At 70.1% G+C, this 23,617-nt stretch carries 26 protein-coding genes; 14 read left to right on the top strand and 12 right to left on the bottom strand.

The window, feature by feature from the left end:
* Positions 1-194: 194 nt before the first annotated feature.
* From FHX39_RS07670 to FHX39_RS07650, 5 genes are all read left to right on the top strand, one after another.
* Complete coding sequence (locus tag FHX39_RS07670) at positions 195-683, top strand: DUF6153 family protein (protein WP_183337512.1); 489 nt, start codon at positions 195-197, stop codon at positions 681-683.
* Between the two features lie 121 nt (positions 684-804).
* Complete coding sequence (locus FHX39_RS07665) at positions 805-1,431, top strand: DUF305 domain-containing protein (protein ID WP_183337511.1); 627 nt, start codon at positions 805-807, stop codon at positions 1,429-1,431.
* A gap of 420 nt (positions 1,432-1,851) precedes the next feature.
* On the top strand, positions 1,852-2,202 hold the full coding sequence (locus FHX39_RS07660) for a hypothetical protein (RefSeq protein WP_183337510.1): 351 nt from the start codon (positions 1,852-1,854) through the stop codon (positions 2,200-2,202).
* 83 nt (positions 2,203-2,285) lie between these two features.
* Positions 2,286-2,840 (top strand): TlpA family protein disulfide reductase, encoded by a 555-nt coding sequence (locus tag FHX39_RS07655; RefSeq protein WP_232530965.1) that lies wholly within the window; start codon positions 2,286-2,288, stop codon positions 2,838-2,840.
* Positions 2,837-3,655, top strand: coding sequence for a cytochrome c biogenesis CcdA family protein (locus tag FHX39_RS07650; RefSeq protein ID WP_332836721.1), 819 nt, complete (start codon positions 2,837-2,839; stop codon positions 3,653-3,655). Before FHX39_RS07655 ends, FHX39_RS07650 begins: the two co-directional genes overlap by 4 nt.
* 609 nt (positions 3,656-4,264) lie before the next feature.
* Here the strand turns inward: FHX39_RS07650 and FHX39_RS07645 are convergent.
* Complete coding sequence (locus FHX39_RS07645) at positions 4,265-5,101, bottom strand: undecaprenyl-diphosphate phosphatase (protein WP_198423296.1); 837 nt, start codon at positions 5,099-5,101, stop codon at positions 4,265-4,267.
* Between the two features lie 75 nt (positions 5,102-5,176).
* Between FHX39_RS07645 and FHX39_RS07640 the strand changes: the two genes are divergently transcribed.
* The 4 genes from FHX39_RS07640 (at position 5,177) to FHX39_RS07625 (ending at position 7,502) form a co-directional block, all read left to right on the top strand.
* Positions 5,177-5,560: an ArsR/SmtB family transcription factor gene (locus tag FHX39_RS07640; RefSeq protein ID WP_183337508.1), complete on the top strand. Its 384-nt coding sequence runs from the start codon at positions 5,177-5,179 to the stop codon at positions 5,558-5,560.
* Positions 5,557-6,225, top strand: coding sequence for a cation diffusion facilitator family transporter (locus FHX39_RS07635; protein WP_183337507.1), 669 nt, complete (start codon positions 5,557-5,559; stop codon positions 6,223-6,225). The genes FHX39_RS07640 and FHX39_RS07635 overlap by 4 nt, the downstream gene beginning before the upstream one ends.
* Complete coding sequence (gene lspA / locus FHX39_RS07630) at positions 6,206-6,730, top strand: signal peptidase II (protein ID WP_232530595.1); 525 nt, start codon at positions 6,206-6,208, stop codon at positions 6,728-6,730. The genes FHX39_RS07635 and lspA overlap by 20 nt, the downstream gene beginning before the upstream one ends.
* 130 nt (positions 6,731-6,860) lie before the next feature.
* A complete protein-coding gene (locus tag FHX39_RS07625; RefSeq protein ID WP_183337506.1) occupies positions 6,861-7,502 on the top strand; it encodes a DUF305 domain-containing protein in 642 nt (213 codons plus the stop codon).
* 362 nt (positions 7,503-7,864) lie between these two features.
* On the opposite strand, the gene FHX39_RS07620 is transcribed toward FHX39_RS07625, so the two are convergent.
* From FHX39_RS07620 to FHX39_RS07580, 9 genes are all read right to left on the bottom strand, one after another.
* On the bottom strand, positions 7,865-8,578 hold the full coding sequence (locus FHX39_RS07620; protein ID WP_183341076.1) for a cytochrome c biogenesis CcdA family protein: 714 nt from the start codon (positions 8,576-8,578) through the stop codon (positions 7,865-7,867).
* A gap of 47 nt (positions 8,579-8,625) precedes the next feature.
* Positions 8,626-9,216, bottom strand: coding sequence for a TlpA family protein disulfide reductase (locus FHX39_RS07615; RefSeq protein ID WP_183337505.1), 591 nt, complete (start codon positions 9,214-9,216; stop codon positions 8,626-8,628).
* Entirely contained in the window at positions 9,216-9,809 is a 594-nt protein-coding gene (locus FHX39_RS07610; RefSeq protein ID WP_332836720.1) for a vitamin K epoxide reductase family protein, read from the bottom strand. The genes FHX39_RS07615 and FHX39_RS07610 overlap by 1 nt, the downstream gene beginning before the upstream one ends.
* 104 nt (positions 9,810-9,913) lie before the next feature.
* Positions 9,914-10,660: a DsbA family protein gene (locus tag FHX39_RS07605; protein ID WP_183337503.1), complete on the bottom strand. Its 747-nt coding sequence runs from the start codon at positions 10,658-10,660 to the stop codon at positions 9,914-9,916.
* 151 nt (positions 10,661-10,811) lie between these two features.
* Positions 10,812-12,965, bottom strand: coding sequence for a heavy metal translocating P-type ATPase (locus FHX39_RS07600; protein WP_183337502.1), 2,154 nt, complete (start codon positions 12,963-12,965; stop codon positions 10,812-10,814).
* Complete coding sequence (locus tag FHX39_RS07595) at positions 12,958-13,431, bottom strand: ArsR/SmtB family transcription factor (protein WP_332836719.1); 474 nt, start codon at positions 13,429-13,431, stop codon at positions 12,958-12,960. The genes FHX39_RS07600 and FHX39_RS07595 overlap by 8 nt, the downstream gene beginning before the upstream one ends.
* Before the next feature lie 30 nt (positions 13,432-13,461).
* Positions 13,462-13,680 carry a hypothetical protein gene (locus FHX39_RS07590; protein WP_183337501.1) on the bottom strand — a complete coding sequence of 73 codons (219 nt, stop codon included), beginning with the start codon at positions 13,678-13,680 and terminating at the stop codon, positions 13,462-13,464.
* Positions 13,681-13,936: 256 nt separating this feature from the next.
* Positions 13,937-14,980, bottom strand: coding sequence for a DMT family transporter (locus tag FHX39_RS07585; RefSeq protein ID WP_183337500.1), 1,044 nt, complete (start codon positions 14,978-14,980; stop codon positions 13,937-13,939).
* Between the two features lie 34 nt (positions 14,981-15,014).
* The gene (locus tag FHX39_RS07580; protein WP_198423295.1) at positions 15,015-15,755 is read right to left on the bottom strand and encodes a ZIP family metal transporter; all 741 of its coding nucleotides are present in this window, start codon (positions 15,753-15,755) and stop codon (positions 15,015-15,017) included.
* Positions 15,756-15,832: 77 nt separating this feature from the next.
* Between FHX39_RS07580 and FHX39_RS07575 the strand changes: the two genes are divergently transcribed.
* The 5 genes from FHX39_RS07575 to FHX39_RS07555 all read left to right on the top strand — a co-directional run bounded on the left by FHX39_RS07575 (position 15,833) and on the right by FHX39_RS07555 (position 20,223).
* Positions 15,833-16,255, top strand: a complete 423-nt coding sequence (locus FHX39_RS07575; RefSeq protein WP_456299345.1) for an ArsR/SmtB family transcription factor — start codon at positions 15,833-15,835, stop codon at positions 16,253-16,255.
* Complete coding sequence (locus FHX39_RS07570; RefSeq protein WP_183337498.1) at positions 16,252-17,172, top strand: cation diffusion facilitator family transporter; 921 nt, start codon at positions 16,252-16,254, stop codon at positions 17,170-17,172. Before FHX39_RS07575 ends, FHX39_RS07570 begins: the two co-directional genes overlap by 4 nt.
* 210 nt (positions 17,173-17,382) lie before the next feature.
* The gene (locus FHX39_RS07565; protein WP_183337497.1) at positions 17,383-17,844 is read left to right on the top strand and encodes a cupredoxin domain-containing protein; all 462 of its coding nucleotides are present in this window, start codon (positions 17,383-17,385) and stop codon (positions 17,842-17,844) included.
* 37 nt (positions 17,845-17,881) lie between these two features.
* Positions 17,882-19,192, top strand: coding sequence for a hypothetical protein (locus FHX39_RS07560; protein WP_183337496.1), 1,311 nt, complete (start codon positions 17,882-17,884; stop codon positions 19,190-19,192).
* A 95-nt stretch (positions 19,193-19,287) separates the two neighbouring features.
* Entirely contained in the window at positions 19,288-20,223 is a 936-nt protein-coding gene (locus FHX39_RS07555; protein ID WP_183337495.1) for a CPBP family intramembrane glutamic endopeptidase, read from the top strand.
* Positions 20,224-21,023: 800 nt separating this feature from the next.
* Here the strand turns inward: FHX39_RS07555 and FHX39_RS07550 are convergent.
* Together FHX39_RS07550 and FHX39_RS07545 are read right to left on the bottom strand one after the other, a co-directional pair.
* Positions 21,024-21,533, bottom strand: a complete 510-nt coding sequence (locus FHX39_RS07550; RefSeq protein ID WP_183337494.1) for a hypothetical protein — start codon at positions 21,531-21,533, stop codon at positions 21,024-21,026.
* A complete protein-coding gene (locus FHX39_RS07545) occupies positions 21,530-23,557 on the bottom strand; it encodes a hypothetical protein (RefSeq protein WP_183337493.1) in 2,028 nt (675 codons plus the stop codon). The genes FHX39_RS07550 and FHX39_RS07545 overlap by 4 nt, the downstream gene beginning before the upstream one ends.
* Positions 23,558-23,617: the final 60 nt, after the last annotated feature.

Genomic DNA, 23,617 nt, shown 5'->3' with positions numbered 1-23,617 from the left:
CAAGGGTATTCGGTGCACGACCAGACTGCAGCAGCGTCGACGACCCCGTCGGCGGGACGACAAGCTGCCTCACCTTTCACCGCCCACCTCCTCGTCGTCGGTGCGCATACCCCCCTGGGGTTCCGAGGGGTAACCTGACATCGACGATCACGACGGCACGGAGGTGGACGGTGAGGCCAGGCTCAGGAGCTGTCGTGCGCGTCCTCCTCGGCCAGCCGGGTGGTCGCCTGCTGCGGCACCTGCTGTTCGCGATGAGCCTGGTCGTCGTGGTGCTGAGCATCGTCGGGATGCACCAGCTGTCCCTCGGCCACGACGTGGCGGTCGGACCGGCCCCCGTTGCTCATGCTCCCGTTGCTCAGGCCGGGACCGCCGCTCGTGTCCTGTCCGGCGGTGAAATGGGGCCGGTCGCGATGGCGGCGCTTCCGAGCGGTCACGACGCCATGGGGATGACCAACGGCGACATGGGCGGCGTCTGCCCGGACTGCGACCATCACCAGATGGCGCTCGGATCGTGCCTGCTGGCACTCACTCTTCTGGTGCTGGGCTGGCTGCTGGCTCCTCCGCGGCCGACCCACGTCTCGCCTTTCCGGCTACCCACCCTGGTTCTCCGGGCGGCCGTGCCCTCCACCGGCAGGCTGGTGCCTCCTTTGTCGTTGGCGGAGCTCTCGCTTCTCCGTACCTGATCGACCTGTGCAGCTGCCGCCGGCCGAGCCTCGCTCAGCCCACCCGCGCGCCACGCCCCCGGTGGTGACGCGCGGTCATCGGACGTCCCACACAGATTCTTGGTACGGAGAGAAGACCCAGATGAAGCACTCACGCGCACGGAAGACCGGCCTCGTCGCCCTGGCCCTGACCGCCACCATCGGCCTGGCCGGATGCAGCGACACCAACATGGGGAACATGGCCCCAAGCTCCTCCGCGGCCCCGTCGAGCCCGAGCGCCAGCACGAGCGCCTCGGCCGAGTTCAACAACGCCGACGTCATGTTCGTCGAGATGATGCTGCCCCACCACGAGCAGGCCGTTGCCATGAGCGACACCCTGCTCGCCAAGACCGGCGTGAACCCCGACGTGACCGCGCTCGCCCAGCAGATCAAAGCCGCCCAGCAGCCCGAGATCGACACCATGAAGGGCTACCTGACCGCGTGGGGCCAGCAGCAGATGGGCGGCGGCGGGATGGGCGGGATGAACCACGGCGCTAGCGATGGCATGGCCACCGACGCCGAGCTCAAGGAGTTCGGCCAGGCCGACGGCAAGACAGGGCAGAAGACGTACCTGGAGCTGATGACCGCGCACCACCAGGGCGCGATCAAGATGGCCCAGGCCGAGGTCAGCAACGGCAAGAGCCCCGACGCCGTTGCGTTGGCCAAGAACATCATCACCACTCAGCAGCAAGAGGTGGGCGTCATGCAGGACCTGCTCGCCCAGCTGTAGGCGCACGAGGCCGGGACCGGGACGATCCTGCGTCCCGGCCTCGTCGGCTCGAACAAGCGGCCGCAGCGCCAGCGGTCGGGCGTTGTGGCCTCGACCCAGCTCTGGGCAGGTAGGACGCCTCATCCGTCGACCGGTGAGCAGCCCGCAGCAGCATCCGCCCAGACCTTGACCCGTTGAAGGAGTCTTCCCATCATCTCGATCGTCAGCACCCGACGCCCTCGATCGGTCGCCGCCATCACCCTCAGCCTCACCGTCGTCTTTCTGTCCACCTCGTGCAGCGCCCCGGCGCAGACGAACGCAGCTGACCAGCCTGCGGCAGCGGCGCCGCCCGTCGAGCTCGACAGCCGCTCAGCACCGCCGTGGCCGGCACCCGCCGACACCACAGCTCGGGTCGCGGCCGCCGGGCTGGACCTCGGACCGATGGGGACGGCCGAGCACTACCACCCCCAGCTCCGCGTCATCGTCAAGGGCAGCGAGGTGGCGGTACCGGCCAACATCGGCGTCGATCCGGCCACCGGTGCCATGTCGGCGCTGCACACCCACGAGCCCGACGGCACGATCCACATCGAGGCCGACCGGGCCGGAAAGGTTTTCACCCTCGGCCAGCTGTTCGTCGAGTGGGGCGTCAAGCTGACCGCCACCCAGATCGGCGGCGTGCGGGCCGACGGCGGCCAGCAGGTGACGCTGACCAGCAACGGAACACCGGTCGACGGCGACCCCTCGCAGCTCCGCCTCACGCCCGACCAGCAGATCGTGCTGCAGCTGCCATGAACACCACCAGCACAACCGTCCGAGCGACCCGCGGCCTTCAAGCCCTGGCGTGGGTCCTTGCTGTCCTGGCGTTGGTGCTCCTGATGATGTGGTGGAAGCCGTGGGCGAGCGCCGACGACGACAACGACGTCACCCGGGCAGACGCCGAGACCGGGGTCAACGCCGAGCCGGGTCTGGACCTCTACCCGACAGCGCAGCGGGCCCCTGCGCCGAAGCTCGAGGGCACCACCCTCGACGGCGAACCGTTCGCCCTCTCCCGGCTGGCCGGCGACATCGTGGTGATCAACGTGTGGGGGTCGTGGTGCGCACCCTGCCGGGCCGAGACGCCCGACCTGGTCCGGGTCGCCACCGACGAGGCGCGTCGCGGGGTCAGCTTCGTCGGCATCGACACCCGCGACAACCCCGACGCGGCCAAGGCTTTCGTACGCGCGAACAAGGTCGCCTACCCCAGCGTCATCGACCACAACGGTGAGGTGCTTCTGGCCCTGCGCGACACCATCCCGACCACCGCCGTACCCACCAGCGTCGTGATCGACCGTCAAGGCCGGATCGCGGCCCGCGTCATCGGGCCGGTCACCTACACCACGCTTAAAGGTCTGCTCGACGACGAGATCGCGGCCAGCAAGGCCACCCGGTGAACCCCGGGGACCTCGTCGCGTACGGGCCGCTGCTGCTCGCGATCCCGGTCGCGATGGCCGCCGGACTGGTGTCGTTCCTCAGCCCGTGCTGCCTGCCGCTCGTGCCTGGGTACCTCGCCTACGTCAGCGGCACCGCCGGAGCCGACGCCCAGACAGCCACCACTACGCAGCCCGACCGCTCAACCACCACCGCACCCGGTGCAGCGACAAGGCCTGGCCGCTTGCGCAGGCCGAGCCGCACGGTCATCGGGACGTTGCTGTTCATTCTCGGCTTCGCGGTGGTCTTCACCAGCTACGGCGCCGCGTTCGGTGCGGCCGGCACTCTGCTGCTCGTACACCAGAACCTGATCATCAAGGTGCTGGGCGTCTTCACCATCGTGCTCGGGCTCATCTTCACCGGGGTCCTCGCCCGGGTCCCGCTTTTTAGCCGCTCGTTCCGGTTGAGTTTCCAGCCCCGCCTCGGGGTCGCCAGCGCGCCGCTGCTGGGGGTGCTCTTCGGCGTCGGCTGGACCCCGTGCATCGGACCCACCCTGGCCGCTGTCTTGTCTCTGTCGTTCAGCACCGGCGGCGCCGGCCGTGGGGCGCTGCTGTCGTTCGCCTACAGCGTCGGCCTCGGGTTGCCGTTCCTGCTGGCCGCCCTGGGCGTCCAGCGAGCCTTCACGGTGTTCGCGTTCGCTCGGCGCCACGCCCGCCGGGTCATGCAGCTCGGCGGGCTGCTGCTCATCGTCGTGGGCATCATGCAGGTCAGCGGCATCTGGGCGTCGCTGATCGTGCAGCTACAGGGCCTCGTGGCCGACTGGCAGACACCCCTCTGAGGAAGGTCGAAGACGGGGAGCTACCGTTTCGCCGAGCCGTCTGGACCGAGCTCGGACCAGTCGGCCAACCGAGAAGCCGCTGACACGATCACTTCGACTCGACATCTGCTGCTTGGCGGCGGGTTGTCGTACTTCCTCCTGCCGATGCTGCTGCTCTGGGTGTTGGCCCCACGAGCGTCAGTGAGCCGCGTGTCTCCGGCAGTGGCCTCAGCCCTGAGTGGTTTGAGCAGCGGGCTCGAGGTTGCCGGAGGCAGGGTGACTTCGTGAGTCCCCTCGGTCGCGCTCAGCTCAGATCAGGGTCGTGTACTGAAGTGCCCAGCCGTCAGGATCGCGTGATGTCGGCCCCGAAGCCGGTGATTAGAAGGATCCCGATCGCGATCATGGTGGCTCCGCTGATGATGGTCAGGAGTCGCTGCTGGGTGCGCACGAGCGTGAGGACGCCGGATAGTCGCTGCAGGGCTTAGCTGCGGAGACGCACCCCAGCCATCGCAGGCGACCGAAGTCTCCCACCTCATTCAGGTGGGGAAGAATCACCCGACTCCACCAACTCACCTCCGCCTCACAACCGAGGACAAGTGTCCCCGCTCTCGAAGCCCCGCGCTCACATGTCTAGGGCGTGATGAGCCCCACGGCAAGAGCAACAGCGATGAGCACGCCGAGGGCGATCCGGTAGGGGACGAATACCGTGATCGAGTGCCGGGCCACCAGACGCAGGAGCCAGGCGATGGCGGCGTAGCCGACGGCGAACGCAACGAGGGTGCCAAGACCGGTCGCTGCCCAGCCCACGGTGCGAGCCACCGCCGAGCCTTCGCTGGCCGCCTCAAAGGCGCCGGCGGCCAGCATGGCTGGGATCGACAGGAAGAAGGAGAAGCGGGTCGCGCTCACCCGGTCGAGACCGCGGAGCAGTCCAGCGCTGATCGTGGCGCCCGATCGTGACACCCCGGGGATGAGCGCGACGCACTGGACGAGGCCGATCACGACGGCGTCGCGATAGCGGATCTCACCCTCGGTACGCGTCTGGCGCCCGTAGCGTTCGGCCACCACCATCACCAGCGACCAGCCGATCAGCGCTGCTGCCACCACCCACAGGTTGCGGGCCGCGCCGACCACGTCGCGCCCGAGGAACCCCACCACCCCGATCGGCACGGTGCCCAGGATCACGGCCCAGGCCAGGCGGTACTGACTGTCGCGTCGGGTTGCGTCGCGGAGCCCGCCCAGCCATGCGCTTGCGAGGGCGACGATGTCGTGGCGGAAGAAGATCAGCACGGCCAGGATCGGACCGAGCTGGACGATCGCGGTGAAGGCGGTCACCCCGGGGTCGTCGAGACGTAGCCCCAGGAGCTTCTCCACCACGGTCAGGTGGCCTGTGCTCGACACCGGCAGGAACTCCGTCAAGCCTTCGGTCACGCCCAGCAGTACTGCTTCGCCCAGATTCACGGCAACCATCAATTCTCGTCGTCCGTCGACCCAGGCCAAACCTGGTGTCGTGCCCGTGGCGCAGCAGGCCGCTAGTATCGCCGGATGGCGATAATAGGGCTAGAACGCGTCGCTGGGGTTCCAGGCGCGCAAGCACGAGAAGCCGCCGCGTGCCTGTTCCACGGTTTCAGCGATCGGTCCCGCTTGGCGATCATGCAGCACCTGGTCCAGGGAGAGCACCGCGTCGGCGAGATCGCCGCGCACCTCGACCTGGCGCAGAGCACGGTCAGCAAGCACCTTGCCTGCCTCAAAGAGTGCGGCCTGGTGACCTCTCGCCCGCAGGGGCGAGCCTCGCTGTTCAGCCTGACCCATCCCGATGAAGTCCTCGCACTCCTCGAAGCGGCCGAGGCCCTGCTCGCCCTCACCGGCGACGCAGTTGCCCTCTGTCCCCGCTACGGCACAACCACCACCCAGGAACTCCAGTCATGACCTCACCCACCACGCCCACCTCGATCTCCGACGCCGAGACCGAGCAACTGACCCGCCGCGGCCTGCGACTGGCTCAGTTCACCGTTGCCTACAACGTGGTCGAGGGCGCCGTCGCGATCACCTTCGGCCTCCTCGCCGGCCTGGTCTCCCTCGTCGGCTTCGGCCTCGACTCCGGCATCGAGTCGGTCTCAGCAGTGCTGGTCGGTCTGCGCCTGGCAGCTCGGCTCCGACACGGTGAAGCGGACGAGGTGAAGGAACGACGAGCTCTCAAGGCCGTCGCGGTCACCTTCTTCCTGCTCGCCGTCTACGTCGTGGTCGAAGGCATCCGGTCCCTGCTCGGCGGGGAGGTACCCGAGCACAGCACCGTCGGGATCGTGCTGCTGGCCCTGTCGATCGTCGTGATGCCTGTCCTGGCCCGCGCCAAGCGCCGCGTCGGCGAGCAGCTCGGTGGCGACCCGCTGATCCTGGCCGACGCGGCCGAGACGCGGATCTGCGTGCTGCTCAGCATCTCCACCCTCATCGGGCTCGTCGTGTTCACCCTCACCGGCGCTGCCTGGCTCGACCCCGTCGCCGGCTTCGTCATCGCCATCTTCGCCGTCAAGGAAGGCCTCGAAGCCTGGGAAGGCGAGCTCGTCGAAGACGACGATGACGATGACGAGGACTGAGAGCCAGGCAAAGTCCCGCCCGCTGACCGCGAGGCGCCTGCTGCTCACCGTCGCGCTCGGCCTGGCCGGCGTTGACCTTGCAGCCAAGGCAGCGGCTCAGCGACTCCTCAGCGCCGGGCGAGTCGTGGACCTCGGCCCGCTCGACCTGCGTCTGGTCTACAACCCCGGAACGGCGTTCAGCCTGGGGGCGACGCTTCCGGCTCCTCTGATCGTGACCGCCGTCGCCGTGATCGTCGCCGCCGTGGCCGTGTTCGCGTGGCGGGAGGCGGCCCACGCGGCGCTGCTCATGGTGCTCGGGCTGGCTTTGGTCCTTGCCGGTGCCATCGCCAACCTGATCGACCGGCTCGACGACGGCGTCGTGACCGACTACCTGCACTCCGGTTGGTGGCCCACCTTCAACCTCGCCGACGTCTTCATCACCGTCGGAGCAGTCGTCGTACTCACGAGCCTGTTTCGCCCGACGCCGCGAACGGTCGATCACCGCCCGCAGAGTCGCTTCGAGTGAACGTCCAAGCTCGAGAACCTGGCCGTCCGCACTACGCGGGCTCGACCGAGTCGGCACCAGACGGGTCTTCGGCTAAGCCGCCCAGTAGCCGCCACGTCTCGGCTCAGGGCACATCACTGAAAAGAGCGCCATGAAGCATCCCCGGCTGCTGGCCGCTGCGGCCCTTCTCGCCGGCGTCACCACGGTGACCGGCTGCGCCAGCAACCCCCGTATAGCCGAACCAGGCCCCGAAGCGACTCGGACCAGACCGAGCCTCACACCTGGCACTCGCAGTGCCGGCAGCAGCGAGCCCACTTCGGGCTCGCATAACGCCGCCGACGTGACCTTCGCGGTTGCGATGCTTCGGCACCACGAGCACGCCACGCAGCTGAGCGACAAACTCCTTTCCAAGCAAGGCATCGACCCCGCGGTCACCTCACTCGCCACACGGATGAAAGCGACGCAAGGCCCTGAGATCGATCAGATGAACACCTGGCTCACCACTTGGCGGCAGCAGGACCCACGCCTCCAGGCCAGAGGTGGCACAGCAGAAGCGGACCCGGACGACGACCCAGCAAGCCAGACTGACCTCGATGCCCTCGACCACGCCATCGGGGCAGACGCCTCCAAACTCTTCCTGACCACCATGATCAAGTACCACCAAGGCGCACTCGGCATCGCCAGGCGAGAGCTAGACGAAGGCCAAGACGGTGACGTCAAGCAGATCGCGCTCACCATCACCACCCTTGACCAAGCCCAGATCATCGAGATGAACTGGCTGCTTCCCCACTGACCTGGGGACGGCGAGGTGACGCCTTGTCCTAGGCCGGTATCTCCCGCTTCGGCCGCGACGCCCGGGCTCTAGCCTCGAGCCCTGGCGATTAGCCAGGCGAGGCGTCTCCCCACCGCGCAACGACGGCGCCGACGCACACGACGGTCACGAACGTCGACCGCAGGTCGGTGTAGTGCAAGCGCGGCAACCCTGCGCCGCAGGCCGTCCGTCCAGCGGTGGCACCGACCCTGTCCCTTCCCCCGCCGCGCGCCACACCGGCCTGATTTTCGTAAGGGCTGACTGTATGGGGCGGGCGGGGTGCCGCCCAAAGGCGACCCCGCTTCTTCTTCTTCGGGCCGCCGAGAGGCTCTGCCTCGCCCGGCTCAGATCGGGGTCGTGTACTGCAGTGCCCAGCCGCGCAGCATTGCGGTGAGGTCAGCCCAGAGGCCGGTAATAAGAAGGAGCCCGACCGCGATCATGCTGGCTCCGCTGATGATGGTGAGGAGTCGCTGGTGGGTGCGTACGAGCGTGAGGACGCCTGAGAGTCGCTGCAGGGCTTGGCCGGCGAGAACGAACGGCAGGCCGAGGCCGATGGCATAGGCGAAGGCGAGCAGGGCGCCTCGGGTGGCGCTTCCGGTGGTGAGGGCGAGGTTGAGGACGACGGCGAGGGTGGGGCCGATGCAGGGTGTCCAGCCGACGCCGAAGACGATTCCGAGCAAAGGCGCGCCAGCGAGGCCGACCTTGGGGGCGAGGTCGAGCCGTCGCTCGCGGCGCCCGAGCGGGACGGCGCCGGCGTAGGCGAGGCCCATGACGACGGCGCCGGCTCCGGCGATGATCTCGATGAGCCGCTGCTGGGTGAGTAGCAAGACGCCGAGGCGTCCGACGACAGCACCGGCGGCGACGAAGACGACAGCGAAGCCCAGCACGAACAGACTGGTGCCGACGAGCATCCGGAGCCGCTGCTTGCCGGGCCGCTGGAGATTGCTGAGACTCATCCCGGTGGCGTAGGACAGGTAGCCGGGCAGGAGCGGGACGACGCACGGGGACAAGAACGACACGAGTCCGGCCAGGACTGCTACCGGGACGGCGGCGAGCATCGGGCCGCCGGCGGCCTGCTGTGCCCAGCCGGCGAGGTCGAGAGGGGTCACCGGGGCTCGGCGGCGATGTCACGGACGAGCTGGACCAGCGTGGTGCGGCTGACGGTGCCGGCGATGCGGACCGCGGTGCGGCCCTGGCGGTCGATGATCAGGGTGCTGGGGATGGCGCTGGGTGATAGGTCGGCGGAGAAGCGGATGAGCTGGGTTCCGTCGGGGTCGTAGATGTGGGCGTACGGCACCTCGGTGGCCCGCACGAACGCTCGGCCTGGATCGGGTGATGCCTCGCGGACGTTCAGCCCGATGAAGACGGCGTCATCGGCGAGGTCCTTGCTGGCGGCGTTAAGCTCGGGCGCCTCCTGGCGGCACGGGCCGCACCACGACGCCCAGACGTTGAGCACGACCACCTGCCCCGGACGGCTGGACGTCACGGTGCCCGTGCCGGCGAGGTCGGGCCCGGTCACGACCGCGGCCGGCTTGCGGTCCTCGGGTGCGACGACGGTCAGCGCCTTCCCGCCGCCCAGGACCTGGCGGTCGTAGGCGTTCGTGTCGTCGATGGCGCTGCCACCGCAGCCGGTGAGCAGGACCAGTAGGAGCCCGGCGAGCAGCGTGCGGCCGCGGAGCCGCGGTCGGGTGGCCATCAGCGGCCGAGCAGGGTCGTCGCGCCCACCGCAGCGCTGAGCAGCACCAGGACCCACAGCACCGAGATCACCGCCGGGCTGGTCGCCAGAGGCTGAGCCACCCCTCGACCCTCGCGCAGTCCTGGACCACCCGCACCAGCGCCGCCGCTGGCGTCGCGGGTGGCGAGCTTGCGGGCGGCGGCATTGCGGGCGGTGACGTGCACGAAGGCTGTGATGGTGACGATCCAGACCGCGATGCAGTACGGGCACAGCGCACCGATGACCACGCTGCTCTGCCAGGCGAGCCAGTGCACGAACACCAACCCAGCCGCCGTTCCGCCCTGCAGGCCGGCCCAGAACCACGAGGCCAGGGGCCTGGGCGAGGCGAGTACGGCGGCACCCGCGGCAGCGAGGGCACCGAAGGCGATCAGCCCGAGTAGGGGGTTGGGGAAGCCGAGCACCTCGGCCTGCGGGCTGGTCATCACCGAGAGGCAGCTGACCTTCTCGTTCACCGTGCACGACGGCACGTAGAACGGGTTCGTGAGTACTCGGAACTTCTCGACCGCCAGGGCAAGGGCCGCGCCGGCGCCGACGAGCCCGCAGAAGAGGACCACTACGCCAGCTCGACGGTCCCGCGAACGCACCCACGACAAAGTGTCCGGCGAATCGCGGTCGTTAGGGGCCGACGCGTCGGCCACCAGCGCGTGGCCCTCCACGGTCATTCGGCGAGCGCGGCGTCGAGAGCGCCGGAGAGGTCGTCGACCGACTTGGGCTGGATGCGCTGTCCGTTCACGAAGAACGACGGGGTGCCCTCGACGCCGAGAGCCTTGCCGTCGGCGATGTCGAGGTTGATGCGGTCGATGGTGGCCTGGTCGTTGTAGGTGCTGTCCCACCGGGCCATGTCCAGGCCGAGGTCGACGGCGAAGCCGCGGAACGTGTCGTCGGCCGCCACCTGCTGCTCGCCCCACTGCTCCTGCGTGGTGTACATCTTCTGGTACATCGCCTCGAGCTGGCCCTGCTGCGCGGCCGCCTCGACCGCGCGCGCGGCGCGCATCGCGTTGAAGTGGCTCTCGATCGGGAAGTAGCGCACGACGAAGCTGACCCGGCCCGCGTACTGCTGGCGCAGCTGCTCCACGACCGGGTAGGCCGCCCGGCAGGCCTCGCACTCGAAGTCGAGGAACTCCACGAACGTCGCCTTGGCCTCAGTCGACCCGGGCAGGCGGTGCGAGCTGTCGCGGACGACCTGCGCGGAGGCGGCATCGGCCGCCGGCACACCCGGCCCGGTCTGCTGCGTGCTGGTACTGCCACGGACCGCGAGCGTGACGACCACGGCGAAGACCACGACAACCGCGACGACGATCGCCACCACCGCGGAGTTGGGCAGCAACCCCGACGGACCCGGCGACGGCAGCGCCGGACCACGTCCGCGGGGAGTGCGGTTCGGTGGGGCGGACTTGGAGCTCATGGGGCGGACCTTCCGTTCCAGTCGTTCGACGTCTAGCGGGCCGGGCTGCGTCACTCGTGCTGCGTCACGCGTCTTACGTCACTCGTCGAGGGGCGCGTCACGCCCCGAAGAACAGAACCGCCCGCGTCCTGCCTGGGTGACGCTGTTCTCGTCAGTCGGTGCAGCACGAGCAGCCGGGCTCGCACCCGCACCGCTCCGTCCCTTCCGTGCGCGCACTGCGGGGGTTGGAGCTGGTGGTCAACAGCGGGGTGAGGGTGAGGAGACCGGCCCCGTTGCTCGCAGGAACGGGCTGCGCGGCCGGGAAGTTCCGGTGGGTGGGTTCACGAGGTTCGCGCCGGGAGGCGTCGGAGCGCGCGGACCGCGGCGGCAGGCCGGCGCGGGTGGGCAGGTGGCGGCGGCGGCCGGCGCGGATGCCGTTGGCGATGACGACGACCTCGGCGAGCTCGTGGGTGGCGACGACCAGTGCCAGGCCGAGGACGCCGAACGCGGACAGCGGCACCAGCACGGCGATGATCAGCACCGACAGCACGAGGTTCTGGGTGAGGACGCGTCGGGCGGCGCGAGCGTGTGCGACGGCGTCGGGCAGGCGGCGCAGGTCAGAGCCCATGAGCGCGACGTCGGCGGCCTCGACCGCGACGTCGCTGCCCATGGCACCCATCGCGATGCCACAGCTCGCGGTCGCGAGCGCGGGGGCGTCGTTGATGCCGTCTCCCACCATCGCGACCCGGCCGCTGCGGCCGAGCTCCTCGACCAGGCGGGCCTTGTCCTCGGGGCTGAGCTCGGCGTGCACCTCCTCCACACCGGCCTGCGCGGCGATCGCGGCTGCGGTGCGATGGTTGTCGCCGGTCAGCATCACCACGCGCAGCCCCTGACGCTTCAGCAGGGCCACGGCTTCGGCGGCTTCGGGACGGACCTCGTCGCGGACGGCGACAGCGCCCAGAAGCATCCCGTCGTGCTCGACCAGGACCACGGTCGCGCCCGCGTCCTGCAGGCGTGCAACATCGGCGTCGAGGGGACCCGCGTCGACGAAGCCGGGCTTACCGAGCCTCGCCGGCCGGTGGTCGACCGCCCCAACCAGGCCCCGGCCGGGCACGGCCTCGACGTCGTCGCCCTCAAGACGCAACGCGGCGGCCCGCTCGTCCGCCTCGGCGGCGGTGAGGATGGCGGCGGCCAACGGGTGCTCGCTGCGCGCCTCGAGCGCCGCGGCCACCGCCAGCACCGTCGCGCGGGCAGCGTCGCTGTCGGGCTGGGTGGCCACGACCTCGATCACCGCGGGCTCGTTGCGGGTGAGGGTGCCGGTCTTGTCGAGGGCGACGATCTGGACCGCGCCCAGGGCCTCGACCGCTGCACCGCCCTTGATGAGGACGCCGCCCTTCGACGCGGCGCCGATGGCCGCGACCACGGCGACCGGGACGCTCAGGGCCAGGGCGCACGGCGCGGCCGCGACGAGAACGACCAGGGCGCGCGGGATCCACACGCCGGGGTCGCCGAGGAGGCTGCCGACCAGCGCGACGAGAGCGGCCAGGATCAGCACACCGGGGACGAGGGGCTTGGCGACGCGTTCGGCGAGCCGCTGGGTGGAGCCCTTGCGCTCCTGCGCCTCCTGGACGATGTGGACGAGCCTCGCCAACGAGTTGTCCGCCGCGGTCGCGCTCACCTCGACCTCGAGCGCGCCGTTGCCGTTGACGGTGCCGGCGAAGACGTCCGCGCCGGGTCCGACCTCGACGGGCACGGACTCACCGGTCACCACCGAGGTGTCGACAGCGCTGCGGCCGCCGCGCACGATGCCGTCGGTGGCGATCTTCTCCCCCGGCCGGACCAGCAGCACGTCGCCGACGGCGAGGTCAGCCAGGCCGACCTCGACCGGGCGCCCGCGCAGCACAGTGGCCGTCTTCGGAGCCAGGCCAAGCAGCGCCTTCAACCCGTTGCGGGTCCGGGTGATGGCGTAGTCCTCCAACGCCTCGGCGATCGAGAACAAGAACGCCAGCGTCGCGGCCTCCGCCACCTCGCCCAGGATCAGCGCGCCGACCGCCGCGATCGTCATCAGCAGCCCGACCCCGAGCCGGCCCTTCACCAGCCCACGCAGCGCGCCGGGCACGAACGTCGCCCCACCCACCACCGCGGCCGCCCAGAACAGCAGAGTCTCGGCCAACGAAGCCGGCACCAGCACGGCCGCCAGCAGCAAGACCCCGGATACCGCCGCGAGCTGGATCTCGCGGACCTGCCAGACCGGCGTCGGCGCCTCGTCCAGCTCGGTGCCGGTCGACGTGCGGGGCTCGTCGGGACCGCAGCACGCGTCAGCCACGGGTCGTCTCCACCTGCGGGGCGAGCGCCGTGCCGGTGGTCACGCCGTCGAGGTCGTCCTCGTGGTCGTCCTCGCGGTCGTGGTCCCCGTGCTCGCAGTCGTAGTCCGCCGGACCACACGTCGACTCCGCCGCCGTCGTCACCAGCACGAGGGAAGCCAGCGCGGCCAGAGCCTCGCCCAGCCGCGGGTCGGCCAGGCTGTAGCGGACCCGCCGGCCCACCGGCTCGGCGCTGACCAGGCCACACCCGCGCAGGCACGACAGGTGGTTCGACACGTTGGTCCGTCCCACCCCCAGCAGCTCGGCCAAGTCGGCCGGGAACGCCGGGCCCGCGACCAGCCGCAGCAGCAGCGCCCGCCGGGTCGGATCGGCCAGCGCCACCCCGACCCGCGCAAGCGCATCCGCGTCCACCGCGATCGCAGGAGTCGGCAGGTCCACCACCGCTTGTTCAGGCCAGGATGAAGTCACGCCTACGAGGATACAGGCAACGATGAATCGTCAGGCGCCACCCGCCGACCGGCGCCGGAGCCACCCCGCGAGCCGGACCAACCCGTGGCAGAAGCCGAGCACGGCCGCCAGGCCGAGCCAGCTGTGCCAGTCGTCGACCTGGTCGGCGCGCGGTGCCGGCAAGGGATGGGCGGTGACCACGACGACCAACCCGGCGACAAGCGCCAGCGCCACCTCCGCAGCAGCGCCCCGCGGGAAGGTCGACCACATCTGCAACCTCCGGCCGGGCACCATCGAGCCGGGCACTAGGGCCGTCGACCGGTAGGCGCCGACTGACGCTCGTGCGTGGACACGACCTCACCGTACAGCCGAGCGTGAATCATTGGGGACACTTGATGCTCCGTGGCCGGTCGAAACAAGAGGCGGCTCGGCGCGCCGGCGATCGCGGGTGCTCGACTCCCGGGGGGGGACCGGCACAGGGCTTCTCTCCCGTCGGCGCCTGCTCTGCGCCTCGCACACTGCTCGCTCAGTGCTGGTGGCGGTGGTGCGCGTCGGGATAGTGCGGGTGGCTGTGCACGGTCGGGTGGTGCGTGTGCTCGTGGGTGTGCCCGGTGCCAGCCGGGACGGCTTCGCGGTGGCCGTGCGGGTGGTGCTCGTCATGGGTGTGCCGGTGGCTGTGGGTCAGCTGCTCGTGGCCGTGGCGGTGCTGGTGGTTCTCGGTGAGGTGCAGCCAGACCCCGGCCGCCATCAGCACCCCAGCGGCGACCAGCGGCCAGGTCAGCTGCTCTCCGAGCGCGACAGCGAGGGCGGCGCCGAAGAACGGGGCGACCGAGTAGTAGGCGCTGGCCCTGGCTGTACCGACATGGCGCAGGGCGAGGATGAACAGGACCAGGCTGACGCCGTAGGCGAAGAACCCGACGACCAGCGCGGCCGCGACGTGAGCGGCGCCCGGAAGCTGGGCGCCGAGGCTGAACGCAAGGACCAGGTTGACCGGACCGGCGACCAGGCCCTTGATCGCGGCCAGCCAGGTGGCGTCGGTCAACGCGACCTTGCGAGTCAGGTTGTTGTCCAGCCCCCAGCACAGGCAGGCGCCGAGCACGGCCAGCGCGGGCCAGACGCTGCCGAGCTGGGCTCCGGTCGGGATGCTGAGCAGGACGGCGCCGGCGATGATCGCCGCCATCCCGACGGCGATGCGCCGGTCGACGTTCTCCTTGAAGACGAACCAGGCGAGCAGGGCCGTGAACACCCCTTCGGCGTTCAGCAGCAGTGACGCCCCCGACGCCGGGAGCGAGGTCAGTCCGACCATCATCAGCACCGGCGCCGCGAGCCCGCCGAACACGATCGCGCCGGCCAGCGGCGCCAGCTCGGCGCGGGTGAGGTGGACGCGGGGAGAGCGACGGGCCAACCGGAGCAGGCCGAGGCCGAGGCCGGAGCCGCAGTACAGCAACCCGGCCAGCAGCCACGGACTCACGCCGTCGAGCAGCAGCTTCGCCGCAGGGGTGCCAGCACCGAACAGGACGGCGGCGAGCAACGCCGCCTGAACGCCGCGGTGTCGCAGAGCGGCCAGCATCAGCCGGACCCTGGGCGGCCCGTGCGGGTCGAGCTCATGCTGCGACCTCTCCGAGGACGTAGATGATCAGGAAGCCCAAGAAGAACATGGCGCTAAGGACGGTGGTCTCGCGCTCCTCGTGGGCCTCGACGAGGAGCTCCTCGACGGCGAGGTAGAGCAGCGCAGCCGTGCCGAAGGCGAGACCCGCGGCCAGCACCTCGTGGCTGGCCCCGCCGAGGAGTGCTGCGCCGAGAACGGCGCCGACGCCGGTCAGCAGCCCCAGCCCCACCGTGATGAGCGCCGACCGCCCGCGGGGCACGCCGGCGTCGGTGAGCTCGGCGACCACCGACAACGACAAGAACAAGATCTCGACCGTCAGGGCGAGGGTGATGATCAGACCGGTGGTCGACCCGAGGGTCACGCCGAGCCCAACGAGCTCGCCGTCGATGAGCAGGTCCACGCCGACCGCGGCGAGCAGCCCGACCGGCAGCACGTAGGCCTCGCTCCGGGCGAGGCTGGTCCGCCGCGCCTCGATCCGACGGCTCCACGCGCCCAGGGTGAGCATCAGCGCGACACCCGCGCTGAACCCTCCGACAACCCAGGGCAGGTGGCCCTGCTCACGCAGCGCGGGAAGTACCTCGCCGACCAGTGCCGCCATCACCACCCCGGCGGCGAAGTGCTGGATCCCGCTCGCCACCGCGGCGCTGGGCCGCCGCACGAGAGCGATCAGCGACCCGAGCAGGGCGGCGAACACCGGGAGGCTGACGTAGAGAGCCGCCTTCGCTACCTGGTCCAACGGTTCAGCCTCCATCGATCACATCGCCTTCAGGCGATGATTTGACGGCAACCTAGCAGGTGCGATGTCATCGTCTCGTGTCGATTGAACAAGAACCGCAGCTCGCGGAAGCTGCCGGGCAGGCGGCCGAGCCGGACTCATCTGCGGCCGTCTGCCTGTTCCGGAGCCTGGCCGACCCGACCCGGCTCCGGATCCTGCTGCACCTGGCGCTGGGCGAGCACCGCGTCGTGGACCTGACCGAGCACGTCGGGCTGGCGCAGAGCACGACGTCGACGCACCTGGCCTGCCTGCGCGACTGCGGCCTGGTCCAGGCCCGCACCGTCGGGCGTTCGTCGGTCTACTCCCTGGCCGTGGCGACCGAGCTGATGGACCTCCTCAGCGCCGCCGAACGGGTCCTCGCCGCCACCGGCGACGCTGTCACCCTGTGCCCCCAGATCGACCACACTGGCGAGACCCACGACGACCCCACGATCTCGCGCTTCAGCCAAGGCCGCTCGTGAGCGGCCACGGTCACGACCACGGCGCGTCGACGGCGACCGGGAAGCACCGCTGGCGCCTGGTCCTGGTGGTCGGCATCACCGCCGCCGTGTTCGTGGCCGAGGTCATCGGCGGACTCGCGTCCGGCTCGCTAGCCCTGCTCGCCGACGCCGGGCACATGCTCACCGACGCCACCGGCCTGGTCATCGCTTTGATCGCGACCTCGCTGGCTGCGCGACCGGCGACCTCGAGCCGCACGTTCGGCTGGCAGCGCGCCGAGATCCTCGCCGCGATGGTCAACGGGATGCTGCTGACCGGGATCGCGGTGTGGGTCCTGGTCGAGGCGGTCCGGCGGTGGAACCAGCCGGCCGACATCTCCAGCACCCTGATGCTGCTCGTCGCCATCGGCGGCGCCGTCGCCAACGTCGTCGGGCTGCTGATCCTGCGGGGTGGCAAGGACGAGAGCCTGAACCTTCGCGGCGCCTACCTCGAGGTGCTGGGCGACCTGCTCGGCTCGATCGCGGTCATCGTGGCCGCCGTGGTGATCGCGCTGACCGGCTACACCCGCGCCGACTCTCTCGCCTCGATCCTGATCTTCTGCCTCATCGTGCCGCGCGCGGTCTTGCTGCTGCGCGACGTCGTGCACGTCCTGCTCGAGGGCACCCCGCCCGGCGTCGACCTCGACCAGGTCCGCCGCCACATCGCCGAGACCCCCGGGGTGGTCGACGTGCACGACCTGCACGCCTGGACCATCACCAGCGGGTCGGCGGTGCTGTCCGCCCACGTCGTCGTCACCGACGAATGGTGGCGCGCCGGCCGCTCCGGCGAAGTCCTCGACCACCTCGGGACGTGCCTGGACGACCACTTCGAGGTCGAGCACTGCACCTTCCAGCTCGAACCCATCGGCCACCAGGACCACGAAACGATCCAGCACGTCTGACCGTTGTCCTCAGCACAAGCCTCATGGGGTGGCCGAGTGCCTCGGCGCGCGTGCTGTGCCGCTCGGCAGAGCCAGGCTCCCGCGCTGAGGACGCCTGCCCGCCCCGTAGACACGGGCGGCACCCGGCCGGCCCCTCCCTGTCGGCGCCACAGGCGCATGGCTGGCAGGACCCAGCCCGTCGTCCCCGAATCTCCTGGAAGGCCCCACCTGATGCGCGTCCCCCTCAAGGCCATCGCCGCACCGATCCTGCTGAGCGCGCTCGGCGTGCTCCTCTCCGGCTGCGGCACGAGCACCACCCCGGCCGACCAGCCGTCATCTGCAGGCAGCGCTCCCCCCGCTGCCAGCAGTTCGGCCACGACCTCGCCGACGACCCAGCCGGGAACGCCCGCCGCCGGAAGCCCGGTGGCCGGCGCGGTCGTGGTGTCGGTGAAGGTCAGCGGCGGCCGGGTCCAACCACGTCTGCAGACCACTCCGGTGAAGGCCGGTCAGACGGTCACGATCACCGCCACGAGCGACGTCGCCGACTCGATCCACGTCCACGGCTACGACAAGACCCTCGACCTTCCGCCAGGCCAGACCGCGTCGGTGAGCTTCATCGCCGACGTGAAGGGCGTCTTCGAGGTCGAGACCCACGAGACCGAGCTCCTCGTCGCGAAGCTGTCTGTGGCGTGAGCCCTGCGCGTCGTCCGCACCGCCTCGGGAGACGGTGATGGTCCCCCTGCACGGCATCGGCGGCCGACAAGACCTCCCCGTCCCGTTCGAGGTGGTCGTGGTCGGGGCGATGCTGGCTGTGCTGGCGTCCTTCGTCGTGCTCTCCTTCACCTGGCGGGCGACCCGCTTCACCGGGGCCGGGACCAGGGCACTGCCGCGGCTGACCCGACTCGTCGACCGGCCGGTCGTGCGGTGGACGGTCCGCGGCGTCGGCCTGGCCATCGGTGCCTGGGCCGCGTGGGCTCTCCTTGCCGGGGCGGACGACCTGACCAACCCGGTCTTCGGCTTCGTGTACGTGTGGGTGTGGATCGGGCTGGTTCCGCTGTCCCTGCTGCTCGGGCGCGTGTGGCCGCTGCTGAACCCGCTCCGCACCCTGCACCTCCTGCTTTGCCGCGCCGTGCGGGTCGATCCCGCCCGCGGCGCCCTCGACCTGCCCGCCCCGGTCGGGGTGTGGCCCGCGGTGGCCGGGCTGTTCGGGTTCGTCTACCTCGAGCTCGTCGCCCCCGACCGCGCCACCATCCCCGTCCTGCTGCTCGCCGTGGCCGCCTACACCGCGGTCATGGCGTGCGGTGCGGTGCTGTTCGGGCAGCGCTGGTTCGCCGCTGCTGACCCGTTCGAGGTCTATGCCAGCCTGATGGCCCGGCTGTCGGTGTGGGGCCGTAACGGCTCCGGGGTGCTCACCGTCTCCTCGCCCCTGACCAACCTGTCCCAGTTCGTCCCCCGCTCCGGCACGGTCGCCTTCGTCACCGTGCTCATCGGGTCGACCGCGTTCGACGGGCTGTCGAACTCGACAGCCTGGATCGGCTGGGTCCAGGCACAACCGGTCCGCCCGATCGTCGCGGCCAGCGTCACCCTCGTCTTCCTCGTCGCGGTCACCGCGGCCACCTTCGTCCTCGCCGCCCGCATCGGCGGCCGGCTGGTCCGCGCCCCGCTCGCCGGGGAACCGCTGGTCTTCGTCCATGCCCTGCTGCCGATCGCCCTCGGCTACGTCACCGCCCATTACCTGACCTTGTTCGCCTTCGAGGGCCAACGCACGTTGGCATTGTGGAGCGACCCGCTGAGCCGCGGATGGGACGTGTTCGGCACCGCGTCCCTCGACGTCAGCTACGCGCTGGCCGCCTACCCGGCCGTCATCGCCGTCGTTCAGGCGGGTGCGGTCGTCATCGGTCACCTCGGCGGAATCATGGCCGCCCACGACCGCGCCGTCGAGGTCTCCCCGACCGGGCGGGCCGCTGTGAACCAAGCCCCGATGGTCGCCGTCATGATCGGCTACACCGGCCTGGCCCTGCTGCTGCTGTTCGCCCGATGAACCGGCGCCGCCCCACATCCCCGCCCCCTCGTCGGCGCGGTGCAGCCCGGACCCACGAGCAGGCACGCCCGATCCCGTTCGTCGTCGAACCGCGCGTGGGCGTGCCGTACCCGTCGGTCCTACGCGGGCTCGGCCAGCCCGCCTGGCACGCGATCCTCGGGATCGTGATGGCGCTGGCCCTCTACCTGCTCGTGGTCCCATTGGTCTCCTCCACGGTCCTGGGAGTCGGCTACCTGCTCCAACGGCCCGCCGTCTCCTTCGCCGACTACCAGACAGCCGGCCGGCGCCTGGAGCACCCGATCGGGATGCTCGCGTCCAACCTCGGCCTCGCCAGCCTCACCCTGATCGCCGCCTTCACCCTCTACGCCGCTCACCGCGTCCGACCGCACTGGCTCAGCTCCGTCCAACCGCGCCTTCGCTGGCGCTACCTGCTGGCCTGCGCCGCCATCGCCCTCGTCGTGCTCGGCGGCGTGCTGCTCCTCAGCAGCACCCTCAGCCCCGACACCACGACCCCACCGCAGCCCCAGCGGCAGCTGGTGGCGTTCTTGCTCGTCATCGCGATCACCTCACCGCTGCAGGCCGCCGCCGAGGAGTACCTGTTCCGCGGCTACCTCCTCCAAGCGTTCGGCAGCCTCCTCGCCACGCCCTGGTTCGGGGTCGTCGTCTCAGCCCTGCTGTTCGCCCTCTTCCACGGGAGCCAGAGCCTGCCGCTGTTCCTCGACCGCTTCGCCTTCGGCATGCTCGCCGCCCTGCTCGTGTGGCGCACCGGCGGGCTCGAGGCAGGCATCGCCGCACACACCGCCAACAACCTGCTCGCCTACGGCAGCGCCGCCCTCACCGGCAGCGTCGCCGGACTACGCGCCGTCAACACGCTCAGCTGGGCCAACGCCGCCGTCGACATCGCCGGCTTCGCCGCTTTCGCCCTGATCGCCACCCTGCTGGGCCGCGGCCTCCAGACACGAACAGCCCACGCTCCGCAGCCACGCCTGCCGGCACGCAGAGACGCGAGGCGAGTTTCCGGCCCCTACTGAGCTTCCCTCTCCGGGGCGGCGCGGCTCACGTCTCGCTGCGCCCCAAGCGGACGCGACCCTTTCCGCGGACGCGCCACTCGTCGGCTCCACAGACCGAGCACGGCTCCAAGCAGAAGCAGGGACGCGAGGACAGCACCCATCCGGACGAGCGGCAACCAGGCCCACGCCTGATCGCCCGGATCATGCCGCAGCTCGTGCACCGTCAAGACGACGACCGCGGCGACCAGCCCCGCCGCGGAGACCAACCCCAGCCGTCGCAGCGGACGCCCGTCCCGGACCTCGTCCAGCGAGGAAGAACCACCCGACTCCACCAGCTCACCTCCGCCTCAGAACCGAGGGCAAGTGTCGCCGATCTCGAAGCCCCGCGCACCGCGTTCAGCATGGGGGAGACCTCTTCTCCAACGCTTCTCCTGACCGCTGCTGGCAAGGGATCGCTCGGTCAGCGGCCACACGGCCGAGCTGATCGCCGACGGGCTCCAGAGCTGGCCGACTGATGGAGGGCCTCGACGACGCGAGCCGCCCAAGGACGGTGGAGAACTCGACCTCGACGTTGCAGCGGTCGATGCGATCGTGCGCGCTCAGCCGGGTGAGGCGCTGCCCGCAGCGGATGGGCGACGCGGCTGGCGCTGACATCGCGTTCCCTGGTGACGTCGGGACCACATCCGCCGCGCGCTGCGGCCTTCCTAGGACTAGCTCGGCCTCCAGGTCTCAGCCCAGCAGAGTCGGTTTGCTGTCTCCGCAAGACGCTGGTGGCGGACCTTCTCCTGATGCTCGCCTTGCGTCTTCCCGTTCGCTGAGCCTTAGCCGTCCCTGTCGTCGCCTACCGGCCTCAGGAGTCGAACCTTCTGCTGCCGCTCGGCCATCATGGCGTCGTACTCCGGCTTAGCGCGAAGGTGAAGGGTCAGCGCGTACTCGCGAAGCTGCCGCACCTCCTCCTCGAGTTCTGCCCGGAGGCCGCGCTCCTTCTCGATGCTCGCGTTCGCCTGGTCGAGCTGGCGTCGGAGGTCCGTGCCGGTCGGCATCTCCCCCACGAGGGACAGCTGGGCCGCTACCAGGTCGGGCACCAGAGCCTTGATGTCCTCGAGGAGCTCGGCGTGGTTGCGATACGTGGCGGACCAGGCGGCTGGCGCCGCGTCGACGATGGCGCGCTTGCTCACCGGCAGGTTGGCCGCCGTCAGCGCTGTGGCAGCGAGCAGCAGCCTGAGCCGTGCGGGCACCTTCTCTTGCGTGAGAAGGTCGCCGGTTAGCCTCTCCCCTGCAGCGACTCGACGTGCCGCCCGGATGAGAGCGTCGATGCCGTCGTCGTTCACGATTCGACCGTCAGCTTCGCGGCGACCCACTGCTCGTACTGCTGCTTGACCATGTCGCGGAGATCGTCATCAGTGCTTGCGGCGAACTCGAGCGAGATGTCTGGGTTGAGCTGATCGAGCTTTGCGGCTCCGCGGCGCCCAACTGCGGTGTCGGGTGTCAGGTACTGCCGTCTCATCAGCTCGTAGCGAGCTCGGTTGCCGGGCGTCATGACTGAGTTCCGGCAAGCTCCGGGTGCGCATCTGGCGAAGTCCGGGCCGGCTTTGCCGCCACATAGTGCTCCCTCGCTCTGCCAGAGGCAGAGCGTCAGGGTGCCCTGGTGGATGTTGCGGTTGGCTTTTCCCAGTGCCCGTTTGCGGGCCGGCGTGAGTGGGGAGGGGTTGGCAAGCTTGGCCTCTGCACGGTCGAGCGCCTCGTCCAGGCGTGGCAGGCCACGTCCTGTGAGCGTGTGGCGCTGGTTCCGGGCGGCGATGACGGCTTCGCCCTTACTGATCAGGATCTCGTCGTCGACGTCCTCGGGGTCGACCGGGGTGATGAGGCGCTTGTAGACATCGCCGATGTAGCCGGCTGCAACTTGGCGGCTGTCCCATTGCCCGTAGGCGGCCGCCAGCGCTGCGCCGTGCTCGCGGGAGGCGTACGCCTGACCGCAGGTGATACGGACTTGGCGGGCACTGCCGCGGACGTCGTCAAGGCCGCGGGTGATGACGCCGCGCTGGAACAGGCGCGCGGCGGCTCTACGCAGGAGCTTGTCGAACCCGGCGTCCAGGTAAAGCCCGTCGCGCGAGTCGTCTCTAGCACTCTTCCCAAAAGGCACGGCGAGACGCTGGTCGAAGAGGAACGGCTGGCCGGTCGGCGCCAATGCGGGCTGGTACGCCAGGGCCTGCTGTAGGCGGCGGAGGAGGGTGAGCATCCGGGCGACGCGTGCGCTGACGACGACGCTCGTCGGGATGGGGCTGTGTCGGTTCTTGGTTCTGTAGGCCTTGAGCACGTATTGGTCGACGGTGGTGCCGTCGGGGCGGTCGAACGTCTCGGCGGTGACGCCGTTAAGGGGCAGACAGGCCAGTTGGCTGTCGCGGAGCATGAGGGTCGAGGACAGGTAAAACATGCAGGCGTACACGGCGTAGCGGTGCCACAGGTCAAGTTCGTGGCTGGACGGGAGGAGTCGGCGCGTCCAGGTGAGAGGTCCGTCTGGGGTGTCGACCTTCGTGAGCGGGACCGGACATGGCGACAAGTCCTCGGACAAGGTCACCTGATCACCGAGCTGGCGCATGGCCCAGCGGCCAGCGAGGTATGCCTCGTCGGCGTCCCTCTGGCCGATGAGGCGGCCCAGAGCCCCGTGAGCGAGCGTGAGTCCGCCGTTGATGTTCCGTACGCCGGGCAGTACGCCGTCGTGGTCTGCCGCGATCTGGCAGAGCAGGTCGAGCATGGCTTCGTAGTTGCCTTGCTGGCTTCCGGCTGGTTCCGGTTGGGCGTTGTCCGACCACCACTCGATCGTCTCGACGATGTCCTCAAGGGCGTTGTCAACGAGCCAGCCGCTGAACCCGAGCATCTGTCCGACGCCTTCGGCGGGGCGCACGCTGTTGCGAGGCCCACGCCGCTCGTACAGCTGCGTGGATTCGCGCCCGTCGAACGGTGCCTCAAGGCCGAGCAGGTCGGTGCGCCCAAGGATCTGCGAGACCTCCCACAGGGCTTTGAGCTGTTGCGCGCGGCCACGGCCGGTAGCACTCGAGAGCGTGACGCCCTCGCGCTTCTCGTCCTTGTTCTGGGGTGTGATGAGCAGCAAAACGATGCGGTCCCAGGTGTCCTCGTCGAACGAGGTCAGGTTGTAGCGGTCGAGGATGGAGGTCGCTTGGAGCAGCATCTTGAGGTTGCCCTGCGCCGTTACCGGCTTGACGGCTTCTTGGCTGCGTGTCCAGGTCTGCGCCATCGGCTCCCAGGGTGCGCGGTCGGTGGCCAGCTGGGGGTGCATCTGCAGAAGCGCCAGGTGCTTCACCGCGACTCGCCAGCGAGGTGAGAAGCGGCTCACGTCGAGGACTCTTTGAGTGCCGGCCTTCGACGTCCAAGCAGCATGTCCGCTCAGGTCCCA

The sequence above is a fragment of the Microlunatus antarcticus genome (genome assembly GCF_014193425.1).
Lineage (GTDB): Bacteria > Actinomycetota > Actinomycetes > Propionibacteriales > Propionibacteriaceae > Microlunatus > Microlunatus antarcticus.
The sequence above is the reverse complement of the archived record's forward strand: the minus strand, read 5'-3'. Positions and strand labels throughout refer to the sequence as shown.